At 50.2% G+C, this 12,047-nt stretch carries 14 protein-coding genes; 7 read left to right on the top strand and 7 right to left on the bottom strand.

Annotated elements, in window-relative coordinates:
- The first annotated feature begins 56 nt into the window (after positions 1-56).
- Positions 57-1,166, top strand: coding sequence for a DUF4172 domain-containing protein (locus LBJ25_08465; protein ID MDR1453987.1), 1,110 nt, complete (start codon positions 57-59; stop codon positions 1,164-1,166).
- A gap of 4 nt (positions 1,167-1,170) precedes the next feature.
- Here the strand turns inward: LBJ25_08465 and LBJ25_08470 are convergent, their stop codons facing one another.
- Complete coding sequence (locus tag LBJ25_08470; protein MDR1453988.1) at positions 1,171-3,639, bottom strand: glycosyl transferase; 2,469 nt, start codon at positions 3,637-3,639, stop codon at positions 1,171-1,173.
- 468 nt (positions 3,640-4,107) lie between these two features.
- On the opposite strand from LBJ25_08470, the gene LBJ25_08475 reads away from it, so the two are divergent.
- Entirely contained in the window at positions 4,108-4,488 is a 381-nt protein-coding gene (locus LBJ25_08475) for a type II toxin-antitoxin system RelE/ParE family toxin (protein ID MDR1453989.1), read from the top strand.
- A gap of 11 nt (positions 4,489-4,499) precedes the next feature.
- The gene (locus LBJ25_08480) at positions 4,500-4,829 is read left to right on the top strand and encodes a helix-turn-helix transcriptional regulator (protein ID MDR1453990.1); all 330 of its coding nucleotides are present in this window, start codon (positions 4,500-4,502) and stop codon (positions 4,827-4,829) included.
- Here the strand turns inward: LBJ25_08480 and LBJ25_08485 are convergent.
- From LBJ25_08485 to LBJ25_08495, 3 genes are read right to left on the bottom strand one after another with little or no spacing between them, the layout of a single operon-like run.
- Positions 4,816-5,910: a branched-chain amino acid aminotransferase gene (locus tag LBJ25_08485; GenBank protein MDR1453991.1), complete on the bottom strand. Its 1,095-nt coding sequence runs from the start codon at positions 5,908-5,910 to the stop codon at positions 4,816-4,818. The genes LBJ25_08480 and LBJ25_08485 overlap by 14 nt on opposite strands.
- A 12-nt stretch (positions 5,911-5,922) precedes the next feature.
- Positions 5,923-6,687 (bottom strand): prolipoprotein diacylglyceryl transferase, encoded by a 765-nt coding sequence (lgt, locus tag LBJ25_08490; GenBank protein MDR1453992.1) that lies wholly within the window; start codon positions 6,685-6,687, stop codon positions 5,923-5,925.
- Positions 6,688-6,745: 58 nt separating this feature from the next.
- Positions 6,746-7,039 carry a helix-turn-helix transcriptional regulator gene (locus LBJ25_08495; protein MDR1453993.1) on the bottom strand — a complete coding sequence of 98 codons (294 nt, stop codon included), beginning with the start codon at positions 7,037-7,039 and terminating at the stop codon, positions 6,746-6,748.
- 139 nt (positions 7,040-7,178) lie between these two features.
- Between LBJ25_08495 and radA the strand changes: the two genes are divergently transcribed.
- From radA to metF, 4 genes are all read left to right on the top strand, one after another.
- On the top strand, positions 7,179-8,528 hold the full coding sequence (gene radA / locus LBJ25_08500; GenBank protein ID MDR1453994.1) for a DNA repair protein RadA: 1,350 nt from the start codon (positions 7,179-7,181) through the stop codon (positions 8,526-8,528).
- Between the two features lie 126 nt (positions 8,529-8,654).
- Positions 8,655-9,125, top strand: a complete 471-nt coding sequence (locus LBJ25_08505; GenBank protein MDR1453995.1) for a hypothetical protein — start codon at positions 8,655-8,657, stop codon at positions 9,123-9,125.
- Entirely contained in the window at positions 9,126-9,890 is a 765-nt protein-coding gene (gene xth, locus LBJ25_08510) for an exodeoxyribonuclease III (GenBank protein ID MDR1453996.1), read from the top strand. It begins immediately after the preceding gene.
- Positions 9,881-10,738, top strand: coding sequence for a methylenetetrahydrofolate reductase [NAD(P)H] (gene metF, locus LBJ25_08515; protein MDR1453997.1), 858 nt, complete (start codon positions 9,881-9,883; stop codon positions 10,736-10,738). The genes xth and metF overlap by 10 nt, the downstream gene beginning before the upstream one ends.
- A gap of 24 nt (positions 10,739-10,762) precedes the next feature.
- Here the strand turns inward: metF and LBJ25_08520 are convergent, their stop codons facing one another.
- The 3 genes from LBJ25_08520 to LBJ25_08530 are packed head-to-tail and all read right to left on the bottom strand — an operon-like array spanning position 10,763 to position 11,692.
- Positions 10,763-10,972, bottom strand: coding sequence for a hypothetical protein (locus LBJ25_08520; protein ID MDR1453998.1), 210 nt, complete (start codon positions 10,970-10,972; stop codon positions 10,763-10,765).
- 1 nt (position 10,973) lies between these two features.
- A complete protein-coding gene (locus LBJ25_08525; protein MDR1453999.1) occupies positions 10,974-11,480 on the bottom strand; it encodes a DUF3990 domain-containing protein in 507 nt (168 codons plus the stop codon).
- Positions 11,477-11,692 (bottom strand): DUF3791 domain-containing protein, encoded by a 216-nt coding sequence (locus LBJ25_08530; protein ID MDR1454000.1) that lies wholly within the window; start codon positions 11,690-11,692, stop codon positions 11,477-11,479. Before LBJ25_08530 ends, LBJ25_08525 begins: the two co-directional genes overlap by 4 nt.
- Between the last annotated feature and the right edge of the window lie 355 nt (positions 11,693-12,047).

The following is a 12,047-nucleotide window of genomic DNA, read 5'->3' on the forward strand; positions in this document are numbered from 1 at the left end:
GTTAATCACATCAAAATATGATATGATTACACCGCTAATCACCTCAAGGAGATCACATGCGCCGGTACATTTGGCAAAATAAAAATTGGCAAAACTTTGCGCCGGCCGGCCCGGAACTGGCCGAGTTGGTGGCGCGCGCCCGGTTTTTGCAAGGGCAATTGCTGGGTAAAATATCCTCTCTAACTCTGCGTCTACAAACTGAAGCGCAGGGTGAGCTGCTGCTGGCTGAAACTTTACAAACTGCCAAAATCGAAGGAATGGAATTGAATGTCGAGTCCGCGCGCTCGTCCGTAGCGGCCAGGCTTGGTCTGCCGCAGGGATTTGGCCGGCCTATAGACCGCAGTGTCGACGGGCTGGTGGAGGTCTTGCTGGACGCCGTGCGGCAGCACGCGCGGCCGCTGACTCTGGCCAGACTGAACGGCTGGCACGCGGCTCTTTTCCCCACGGGGTTTTCCGGTCTGCGCCGGATTTCCGCTGGCGCGCCACGGCGGGGCGACATGCAGGTCGTGTCCGGTTATCTGGGGCAGGAAAAAATCCATTACGAAGCGCCGCCGGCCGGCCAAGCGCGCCAAGATCTGGCTGTTTTTTTGCAATGGTTTAAGCAAAACCGCAGGCCCACAGACGGCCTGCTGCGCGCAGCTGACGCGCATCTTAAATTCATAACCGTTCACCCTTACGACGACGGCAACGGCCGGCTGGCGCGCGCGATCACCGATATGGCTATGGCGCAGGACGAAAAAACCGCTTTGCGTGCTTACAGCCTGTCCGCGCAGATCATGCGCGAGCGTCGGGCCTACTATCAAATCCTGGAAACCGTTCAGCGCGGCGGGCAATCCATAGACACGTGGCGCGGGTGGTTCATCACCATGTTCAGCAACGCCCTGCGTAATTCACAGGAAATAATTTCCGCCGCTTTTCGCAAGGCCGCTTTTTGGCACACAATCCAGGATTGCGCGCTCAACAGCCGGCAGCACAAAGTCATTCAAAAAATACTGGACTTAGGAGAATTTGAAGGCGGCTTGTCCACGCGCAAATACGCGGCCATGACCAAGACCAGCACAGCCACCGCCGCCCGCGAGATCGCCTATCTTTACCGCCAGAAAATATTAAAACAATTCGGCCAGGGCCGCAGCGTGCGCTATGAATTAAATCTGCCGCCGATCTAAAAAATTATCCCTGCCAGTAAATTTGGGACAGCTCGTCGGTCGCGCCACCTTTGCCTAAGACGGCTTCGACGACCGTATCTTTTTGCTGGAGCGGCACGATCAGTCCTTTGATCTCCTGGCCGTTAACCAAAATTTTCTTTACGCCTTTGCTGACTTTTTCAGGATTCTTGACCGTGATGCGATAAGTCACGCCGCGGTAAACACGGGTCACTTTAAACTCCGGCCAATCCGGCGGTATACAGGGGTTGATCTGCAGGCCGGTATAAGTCGGGATCACTCCCAAAATATATTTTGTGCTGACCGTGTACATCCACGACGCTGTGCCGGACAACCAGCTGTTGCGGCCAAGGCCAAACTGCGTATGATCGTCGCCCAAAATATTCTGCGGATAATTGTAGGGCGCGGCTTCAAAAATCTCGATAATATCGTTTTTAGCAGCCGGGTTGACCTGATTGTAATACTCCAAAGCTCGCTCGCCATGCCCCATAAGCGTTTCCGCAAACATGACCCAGGGATTGGTGTGCAGGAAAACACCGCCGTTCTCTTTCGCGCCCGGTGGATAGGTGGTCACGCCGCCCTTGCGCCAATCAAAGCCGTTGTAGGACGGCCAGCTGATCTTCACGCCGTATTTGGTGCCGAGTTTTTGACGCAGGCTTTCCAGCGCGATTTTGGCTTTTTCCGGCTCGGCAAAACCCGCCAGCAGCGGCCAGGACTGCGCGTTAATAAAAAGTTTGCTGCCGTCGTTTTTGTGTGAGCCGAGCGGAGCGCCGTCCGCCTCGAACCAGCGCACAAACCACTCGCCGTCCCAGGTCGATTTTTGAAAAGCCTGTTTCATTTCCGCGTAATATTTTTTGTATTTGGCCGCGTAAGTTTCCTTTTGCAAAAATTCGCACAACTCGATCAGCTTGAGCAGGGCGCGGCCGTACAGGCAGCAGGTAAACACAGACTCCGCGTCACCTTTGAGATTGACCGTGTCGTTCCAGTCGGCAAAACCTAGCAGCGGCAGGCCGTGCTGTCCGGTGTGTGCGCGCGTAAACTCGATCGCGCGGTCTAAATGCTCGAACAGCGTCGCTTTTTCCCGCTGCTCGACCGGCCTGGTCTGGTCGTAAAAAGTAATTTCCTCGTCGAGAATTTTGGTGTTGCCAGTCTCTTTAATATACGCGGTCACCGGATAAATCGGCCAGAGATGATCGTCCGAGTACCAGTCGTGGCCTTCTTCCTCGCGGCTGTCGCCGGCGTTGGCTTCCATTGTGGAAGCGTAAAACTGATGCATGGCCGAACCGTCGGGTTTTTGCACGCTCAAAATTTTGCGCAGCAGCGCCATTCCTTCTTCGGGCATATGCGCCATGACGCCGATAATGTCCTGCGAGGAATCGCGGTAGCCGATGCCGCGGCCGCCAAACCCCAGCTGATTGTAAGACAGATCGCGCGACCAATTTTTGGTCACGTGGCATTGCCGCGGATTGTGCACATTGACCATAGAGTTAAATCCGGCGTCGGGAGTCTCGATCTGCAGGGTTGCCAAATATTTGTCCCAAAAATCCGCCAGCGCTTTAAACTCCGCGTCAACGTTTTGGGGGTCTTGATATTTTTTTATCACTGGCAGGGCTTTCTCGACAGACTCGTCCTGACCGAGCAGGACGATCAGCCGCCGGCTCTCGCCGTTTTGTAAAACTCCGAGATGCTGCAGCAGCGCGCCGATATTGTGGCCACGGTTAGCTTCGTAATTGGACAGCTCGGCGTTCTGCAGCGCGAGCGGAGCAGCCCAGGAGCCGTATTCATTGTCGCCCAAAAATCTTTTGCGGTCGGTCTCAAAGGACGAGATCGGATAATTGGAAGTCAGATAATTGACCGCGGTGTCCTTTTTCATAAACGCGTACTGCGTCACGATCTTGAAGCCGTGCTGGTCATTGAGGCGGGAAGTCATGGTCTGCGGCACCCAGTCCGCGTTGGTCAGCTGTTTCAGCGCGTCAAAATGCGTGTATTCCACCACCGGCGCCGCGTCGATCTCCAGCGGCCGGCCGGATTTATTGGTGATGGTGATATCGCGGATCTCCACCGCAGCGCCGTTAGGTACAAAAATTGTGACCTCGGTGCGAATACCGTAAAATTCGGAAATGATTTTCTGATAACTCAAGCCGACATGCGACTCAAACAAATCATATTTATCCAGCGTCGGCACAAAAAACGGCGAAAAAACTTTATAACTTCGCCCCGCGGATTTGTTGTCGTCCGGGGTTTTGAAACGCACATACAATGTAGAGCCTTTAAATTCCGCGGCCGGCATCTGCGGGATATATTTGGTGAGGCGGTTAAGCGCGGGATCGCCCTTGCAAAGCAGCGCGCCGCCAGTATGGTCAACAAAGCCGCCGAATTGCAACGTGCCGATATAGTTGATCCATTTGACGGGCGTTTTGGGATTGGTAATCACGTATTCTTTATTTTTATCATCAAAATAGCCGTAACTAACCACAGTACACCGCCTAAAAAATGATGCGGTACTCTAACATTTGGCCGCCTCAAAAAGCAAGCCGTTTCTTAAGCGTCATTTAACCCAAACGCAACAATTTTTTTCGCTGTATCCGCAGGTATATTTACCGGAAAAACGGGTACCTATTCAGCAGCAAACGTAAGCGGAGGACATGATGTCGGCCAGTTTATTAAAAAATATTTATACGACCAAAAAGGAAACCGAAAAATTGATCGTGGCTTTCGGCGTCAACCGTTTATTTAATAAACCGCTGAAAAAGTCCAAAAAATAAGGACAAAAAGCCAAATCCGCAGGAAACACTTAGTTTCTAATTTCTGTCCGTAGGATAATTCTAGTTTTAAAGAATTTAACGCCTTTAGATTTTTATATTAAAAACTCTAATAAGTCTCATATGTGTGCAACCCATACAATTCACTTGACCGTGTGCCATATTTGTGGTACACTGTAGAAGTGGTTGAAAATAATATGGGTAAAGATAATTGCGTCGTTTATACAGGCAGCAGCTTTACCATAGAGTGGTATTACGATGTGAACGGGTACAGTCAGGCCTATGAGTATTTTCTGGCAACTGCGCAGGAACAAAAACGCAAATTTTTTGTGTTAGTTAAAAGACTGGCAGAATACGGCAAGATTTTTGATAAAACCAAATTTCGTTATGAAGGCGCTGAAATATACGCTTTTAAACCACAACCAGATCGTTATTTGGCGTTTTTTCGGCAAGGGCGTAAAATTATCATTACAAATGCTTTTTGCAAGAAATCGAATAAGCTGCCAAAAAATGAGAAGTTGCGGGCGCAAAAAAACAGGACGGACTATTTAAGCAGGTTTTAAGGAGGGCAAAAATGAAAACAGCATTTGATAAATTCATAAATAACAATCCGCAGGAACGTGAGTTGTTTGACCGAGAGTATAGAAATTTTGTACTGTCCGAGTTTGTTTTAGAAAAAATGGAGCAAAAAAATCTCTCGGTGCGTGCTATGGCGAAAAAGTCCGGTGTGTCACCGACGGTTATCCAAAAAATCAGGGGCAAAAATGCGGAAAATATTAACTACAAAACCTTTTCCAGTGTTTTATATACACTGGGTTATCAATTTACAGTTGTGCCGTTAAAACAATCTGTCTTGTCCCCAAAACAGCGTAAAAAGCTGGTTAAAAATTTTACAGCACCTTGACCAGCCAGCCGAAAGGATCGGGAATTTTGCCGTACTGAATGCCGGTCAGATTATCATAAAGTTTTTGCGTCAGCGCGCCGACTTTAGTTTTGTCTCCGCCGACCGCGTATTCCTGATCTTCGCGGCACAGCGCGCCCACCGGCGAGACGACCGCCGCCGTACCCGAGCCGAAAACTTCTGTGATTTTGCCGGAAGTGATGTCGGAAATTATTTGCTGAATATCCAGCCGATCTTCCACGACTTCCAGTCCCCAGCTCCGGCTCAATTTAATGACCGAGTCGCGTGTAATGCCCGGCAGGATAGAGCCGTTGAGCGCGGAAGTGACGAGCTTCTCGCCGTAAACAAAAAAGATATTCATCGAGCCGACTTCCTCGACATAACGCCGTTCGACGCCGTCGAGCCAGAGCACCTGATCGAAACCTTTTTTCTTGGCCAGTTGCCCGGCCAGTATCGACGCGGAATAATTGGCGCCGGTCTTGGCCACGCCCAAACCGCCGCGCACCGCCCGCACGTATGCATCCTCGATCAGGATCGACACCGGCTCAAAACCGTGCGCGTAATAAGCCCCCACCGGCGACAGGATAATATAGAAGAGCGCTTCTTCCGGCGCCTTCAAACCGACATAAGGGTCAACGCCGATCAGCGTTGGACGCACATATAAAGAAGCGTCTGGGTCTGAGGGCACCCAATTTTGCTCAAGGCGCACCAGCTCGGTCAGAGCGGAGAGCGCAAAATCGCTGTCCAGCGCCGGCAGGCAGACGCGCTCCGCCGAAATGTTCAGCCGCTGAAAATTGTCACGCGGACGGAACAGCGCCACGCCTCCGTCCGGTTGACGGTAAGCTTTCAGCCCCTCGAAAACCTCCGGCGCGTAATGCAGAACCAGCGCCGCCGGCGACAGGGAAAGATTTTCGTACTGGCGGATCTCCGCGTCATGCCAGCCCTTGACCGCCGTGTATTTCAGTGTAAACATTCGATCGGAAAATTCTTTGCCGAAAAGCAATTTTTGTCCAGCGGAAGGCGGCTTTTTTAACTTAGCTTTGTCCAGCTCACGGATGGAGATTTGCAGCTTAGTGGTAATCATGGCGTGCCCTCTTTAAGCCCTGTATAATTTATAATGCCAAATAATATAACCACAAACCGCGATTAAAACAAGACTGACCAGATGGGGCAGATTGCAGCCCAGAAAATACAGATCGTCCGCGCGGAAAAATGACACGACGAAACGCGCCGCGGAATAAAAGATCAAATACAGGCAAAAAATATAACCGTCTTTATAATCTTTTTTTTGCAACCGGAACAGAACTAGAAAAAAGAGAAAATTCAAGATCATTTCGTAAAGCATCGTCGGGTGCAGCGGCAGATTGGGAAACTCGTCGCCGGCCGGAGTGCCAGCTGGAAAAACCAGCCCCCACGGCAGACTGGTCGGCCGGCCATGCGCGTCGCCGTTCATTAGATTGCCGAAACGGCCGATCGCCTGACCGAGTAAAATGGCCGGCGCCGCGCAATCGGCAAATTTCCAGGGCGCGATCTTATAAAACCGGCAAAGCAGATAACCGGCCAAAACGCCGCCGCAAATGCCGCCGTGTATAGCCAGTCCGCCGTGCCATACAGCAAATATTTCCCAAAAATCGCCGCGGTAAAGCGGCAGATTAAAGAGTACATAGTAAATCCGCGCGCCCAAAATTGCGCCGACGAAAGCGCCCAGAATAATATTCAAGATCTGGTCTTCCGTGCCGTTGAGCCGGCGGCGCTTGACCTCCGCCAGGATCAATTTAATGCCAGCCAGCAAAGCAATGGCATACATCAAACCATAATAGCGGATTTGCACGAAACCTAAATCTAAAAAAACTGGCTGCATTTTTTAGATTATAACACAGACAAACCACAGGGAAACTAATTAAACCGGCTATTTAATTTTAGTATTTGTGAATGATTTTACTCAGCTGGGCAATGACTTCCAGTTTTATTTTTTCCGGAATGACCGGCGCGGATTTTTCGGTCTGTCCATTAAAAAAGAACAAATAGGGCTGCACTTTCAAAACCCGTGCCAGTTTCTCGATCATTTCCACAGAAGGAAATCTCCCGCCGCTTTCGATGATGCCGATATAGTTGCCGGAAACGTCGCAGAGTTCGGCCAGTTTTAATTGCGAAAGTCCAGCTATGGCGCGGATCCTTTTCAGATTGCGGATAAAAGTTTTTTTCAAATTCATTATTAGCTTATATTTTAATGAAAAAGCCTTGACAATGGACTAAAGGTATGTATAATTATTATAAAACATAACTAATAGTTATGAAAATTTTGTTTTTTGTCAGCCGCTCGGGAAGTTTTTTTATGTTATATTACCAAGCATGGCCAAAGCTAAAGTCAAATACGTCTGTCAGGCCTGCGGCTTTTCAGCGCTGGGCTGGCTCGGCAAATGCCCCAGCTGCGGCGGTTTCAATACGTTTGCGGAAGAGACTTCTGTTGTCACTAAAACTTTTGTCCAGGAAACCAGATCCGGCAAAATAATCAGCCTCGACAGTGTGAACGCTGGCGCGGAAACGCGGCTGACGACCGGCCTCGCGGAATTTGACCGCGTCCTCGGCGGTGGATTTTGCGGCGGGTCGATCACTCTCCTCGGCGGCGAACCCGGCATCGGCAAATCAACGATCAGCCTGCAGCTGGCCAGCGCGCTAGCCACGCGGGGCTTGAAAACTCTCTACATTTCCGGCGAAGAATCGGCGCAGCAAATCAAACTGCGCGCGGATAGACTGGGCGCCGCCGGCCAAAATATCGCGCTGCTGTGCGCGACAAATATTCTGGAGATCGAAAAAGCGATCCAGGAATACCGCCCCGCCCTAACGATCATTGATTCTATCCAGACAATTTATCACCCCGACCTGCCCGCCGCGCCCGGCTCGGTGGGACAGGTGCGCGAGTCCGCGGCCTGGCTGATCCGTTTTCTCAAAGACAATAATTTTGCGGCGATTTTTATCGGGCACGTGACCAAAGAGGGCGCGCTGGCCGGCCCCAAAGTGCTGGAGCACATGGTCGACACCGTGCTTTATTTTGAGGGCGAGCGTTCACATAATTTCCGCATCGTGCGCGGCATTAAAAACCGTTTTGGCTCGACCAATGAGATCGGCATTTTTGACATGCGCGCCGAAGGTCTTGTCGAAGTGCCCAACGCTTCTGAGCTTTTTATCCAGAACGATCTAGACATACCGGGCACGATGGTCACAGCCTGTCTGGAAGGCAGCCGGTCTTTTTTAGTGGAGATCCAGGCGCTGGCCGCGCGCTCCGCCCTGTCCCTGCCGCGCCGCACGGTCACCGGTCTGGATTACAACCGTGCCGCGATCATTTTGGCCGTGCTGGAAAAAAAGTGCGGTTTGGAATTGAGCGCGCAGGATATTTTTTTAAATGTGGTTGGCGGTGTGAAAGTCAACGACACCGGCGCCGATCTGGCCATCGCTCTGGCCGTCGCGTCGAGTTTCCGCGAGACGATTTTTGGCCGGAAGATCTGCGCTTTTGGCGAGATCGGCCTGGGCGGCGAACTGCGCTCGGTCGGCCAAATCGAGAAGCGGCTCAATGAGGCGGAAAAACTCGGCTTCGCCGCGGCGGTTTTCCCGCCCAGCAATCTTAAAAATTTGCCAAAAAAATACGCTCTGGAATTAATCACGCCGCGGACTCTGGCCGAAGCGCTGGCTAAAATCAGCTAGCCGCTGTGTATTGATTCTCAATGTTCTGGCCAGGATAAATGACGACACGCTGCTTATCCTTACTGTTGAAGTCGGGCGCCGCAGCAAGGTGTACAAATAAGCGGAAATCTTTAGTACAATTCCACCATGCGTAAATTGTTTTTGGTTTTATTATTCGCGTTGATCGTTTGCGGCGGCTGCCTGAACAGCAACGACACCATGCCGCTGACCAAGCTGACCAATGAGCTGACCACACGGCGCATCCTGGCGCTGACTAAAAGATCAACTTACACGGCCAGCCTGCTGCAGCAGCTGCACGCGCGCGCCAACGCGTATTATTCACTGGTCATCGACGACCTCAATAATATACCGGCCTATAATTTCGCGGAGTACAACGGCGTGCTGCTCATTGAAACTTTGGTCAACGGCGGCGCGCCGGAACTGGACGAACTGCTGGAAGTTTACAGCGGCGCCAACAATATCGTCCTGCTCGGCCTCGACGGCAGCTACGCCTCTCCACACAAAATTTCTGTCGTGACCGCCAACTCGCAAAATCTGGACGCGCCGGTTTTGGCAGACACCGCCGAACAGGTTTATTTTCTTTTGCGGAGCAAATAAGTGCGACTGCTTTCCTGGAATGTCAATGGTATCCGCGCCGCGCAAAAAAAAGGCTTTTTGGCCTGGCTGCAAAAAGAGCAGCCGGACATACTCGGCTTGCAGGAGACCAAAGCTGAACCCGCGCAGCTAAGCGCCGAGCTGCTGAACGCGGCCGGCTATACAGCCTATTGGTCGTCCGCCGAGAAAAAAGGCTACAGCGGCACGGCAATTTATACCAAACCCAAACCTCTTGCCGTGCGGCAGGGTTTTGACCGGCCACGCTTTGACCGCGAAGGCCGCGTGGTCAGCGCCGAATATCCGGCGTTCACCCTGCTGAACATTTATTTTCCCAACGGCAAAAAAAATCAAGAGCGGCTGGATTACAAAATGGATTTTTACGCGGCGACTCTGGAGTACTGCCAAAAACTGCAAAAGGCTGGACGGGAAATAATTATCTGCGGCGACGTCAACACCGCGCACCGGGAAATTGACCTGGCGCATCCTCAAGAAAACTCCGGCGTTTCCGGTTTTTTGCCGGACGAGCGCGCCTGGATCGATCAGCTGCTGGCTAGCGGTTTTGTGGACACACTGCGGCAGTTTCACGCCGAGCCGGAGCTGTACACCTGGTGGGATTACAAAACACATTCGCGCGAAAGGAACACCGGCTGGAGGATCGATTATTTTTTTGTCACACGCGGCCTGCAAAAAAACTTAAAGGACGCTTTTATTCTGGCTGATGTCGCCGGTTCCGATCATTGTCCGGTGGGGATAGAGCTGTGCGTTTAGCTGAAATATACGCGCGGCCAAAGCCGGTTATCTCTTTTGAGGTATTCCCGCCCAAAACTGACGCCGGGCTGGCGCCGTTTTTTGCCGAGCTGGAAAAACTTAAAAGCTTGCGGCCGGCGTTGCTCTCGCTCACTTACGGCGCCGGCGGTACGACACAGGGGCGCAGTTTGCTGCTGCTGGAAAAAATCCGCCGCGAGTTTGGTCTTGAATTAATGACGCATCTGACCTGCATTGGTTCGAGTGAAAAATCTCTGCTGGCTTTTTTGCAAAAAGTCTCTGGCTGGGGCATTGAAAATATTTTAGCTCTGCGCGGCGACACGCCCAAAAACAACCCGGATTATCAGCCGGAGAACGGCGTTTTTAAGCACGCGGCGGAACTGATCCGTTTTGTCAAAGAAAACACCGCGTTGTCTGTCGCCGCGGCTGGTTTTCCTGAAAAACACCCTGAAGCGGAAAATCTGCAAACTGACCTTAGGCATCTAAAAGAAAAAACCGCGGCCGGGGCGGAAATTATTTTCACGCAATTATTTTTTGACAATCAATATTATTACGATTACGTGAAGTTAGCGCGCGCGCGCGGCATCAACGCGCCGATCGTGCCGGGCATCTGGACGATCACCAATTTCAAACAAGTTCAGCGCACGGCGGAATTGAGCCAGGCCAAAATGCCCGCTGACCTGCTGAAGAAACTGGAAGCCGCTGATGAAAAAGGCGTGCGCGAGATCGGTATAAATTACGCCGCGGAACAGATCCGCGATCTGCTGGCACATGGCGCGCCCGGCGCGCATCTTTATACGTTAAATAAAGCGGAAGCGGTGGCGGAAGTGCTGAAGAAAGTCAGACTCTAAACCGGAGCAGGTGTCTTTTTTACATCAATCTAATATTCTAATATATAGCTGCAAAGGACTTTCTCGCCAAGTTTTAGTTTCTTCTCGTTCTAGGTCACGATAAACAGCTGAATAGTAAAACTTTAATAGCGCTTCCTGGTGTGTACAGTTTTGGTTTTCGGCCAGCTTTGCCGCTACCATGGCAATTTTACCGGGCAATAAGGAACGAAAATTCTCTTGTGTAATTTCCGGCATATTACGAATTGTCTCCTAAAGGAATTTCTTGGGTTTCAACAAAAGTCAGATATTGTAAAGTTTTCTCTGAATGAAACAGAATTTGATTCACCAACTGATATGTTTTTAGGCGATGAATAGTTTCCTCGACATCCAACAACTCTGACTCATAAAGCGTCAGCGTGGCATACACGCGATCATTGGCAACTGGGCCAGCTACAATATCGTAATTATGCTGAAAATCTTGATCGTTTCTATTTTTCAGCACAAAATCCAGCCAATCTTTGTCCGCAGAGTCAAATTTCAAAACTTTTAACTCTACTGTTTCTAATAAATTATCCGGCGCCTCAAATACAGAAACAAAACCGCTTGTTTGATCTCGGTTTTGGCGGATTTTTACCCATCTCTTGGCTTGTTCAAAATCTGTAGTAGTATAAAATCCGCGTCCAAAATCCACCGTTCGCTTGGGGTCGGGCGTTAATATTTTCGGTTCAGGCACTGTTACTATACTTCCGTGATATAGCTTCACTTTTTTTCCTCAGCGGCAATAAAGTTTTCGATAGCCGCCAATATATAATTCCAACCCTGTGTGTGCAGCGCCTCATAATTAGCAAATAGATAGTTAATCGCGCCGGATTGTTCAAACCACTTGGCGGCAGCAGCTCCCGAAACTTTATTTTGCTTAGCGTACATTTCTATACAAAATGATACAAATTCTGTTTTTTTGGTTTCAGTATTCATTACTATATTATAACCGAAATTAGCTTGTTTAACAGAAGCTTGCTGTTTTCGTAAACGCTACCTAGTCGCTCATACGATGAATAAAGCGGACGCGGTGGCGGAAGTACTGAAACTGCTCTTCTAAAAAAAATGGGACAATTTAACGCAGCTTACGATAAATTATTAGATGTATGTTTTTGAAAAAAGCGGGTATACATATGGCGTGCCTGTGATATATACTATACTTACACTTACGGAGAAAGTAAAATGATTTTTAATAATTACTTAGCAGTTTGGGGGCGCCCCCCCCCCCGCCCCCCAGCCATCTAAAACTTAATTGTTAGGTCTTTGTTTGTTTGTTTTTTTTTTTTATATT

This window comes from Candidatus Margulisiibacteriota bacterium (genome assembly GCA_031268855.1).
In the GTDB taxonomy this organism is placed as follows: domain Bacteria; phylum Margulisbacteria; class Termititenacia; order Termititenacales; family Termititenacaceae; genus Termititenax.

Excerpts from the sequence above, each read along its gene's own strand:
- lgt (MDR1453992.1), bottom strand. The coding sequence starts at position 6,687 with ATGCAGCCAGTTTTTTTAGATTTAGGTTTCGTGCAAATCCGCTATTAT.
- LBJ25_08530 (MDR1454000.1), bottom strand. The coding sequence starts at position 11,692 with ATGAATACTGAAACCAAAAAAACAGAATTTGTATCATTTTGTATAGAA.
- radA (MDR1453994.1), top strand. The coding sequence starts at position 7,179 with ATGGCCAAAGCTAAAGTCAAATACGTCTGTCAGGCCTGCGGCTTTTCA.
- LBJ25_08485 (MDR1453991.1), bottom strand. The coding sequence starts at position 5,910 with ATGATTACCACTAAGCTGCAAATCTCCATCCGTGAGCTGGACAAAGCT.
- LBJ25_08480 (MDR1453990.1), top strand. The coding sequence starts at position 4,500 with ATGAAAACAGCATTTGATAAATTCATAAATAACAATCCGCAGGAACGT.
- LBJ25_08495 (MDR1453993.1), bottom strand. The coding sequence starts at position 7,039 with ATGAATTTGAAAAAAACTTTTATCCGCAATCTGAAAAGGATCCGCGCC.
- LBJ25_08505 (MDR1453995.1), top strand. The coding sequence starts at position 8,655 with ATGCGTAAATTGTTTTTGGTTTTATTATTCGCGTTGATCGTTTGCGGC.
- LBJ25_08465 (MDR1453987.1), top strand. The coding sequence starts at position 57 with ATGCGCCGGTACATTTGGCAAAATAAAAATTGGCAAAACTTTGCGCCG.
- LBJ25_08520 (MDR1453998.1), bottom strand. The coding sequence starts at position 10,972 with ATGCCGGAAATTACACAAGAGAATTTTCGTTCCTTATTGCCCGGTAAA.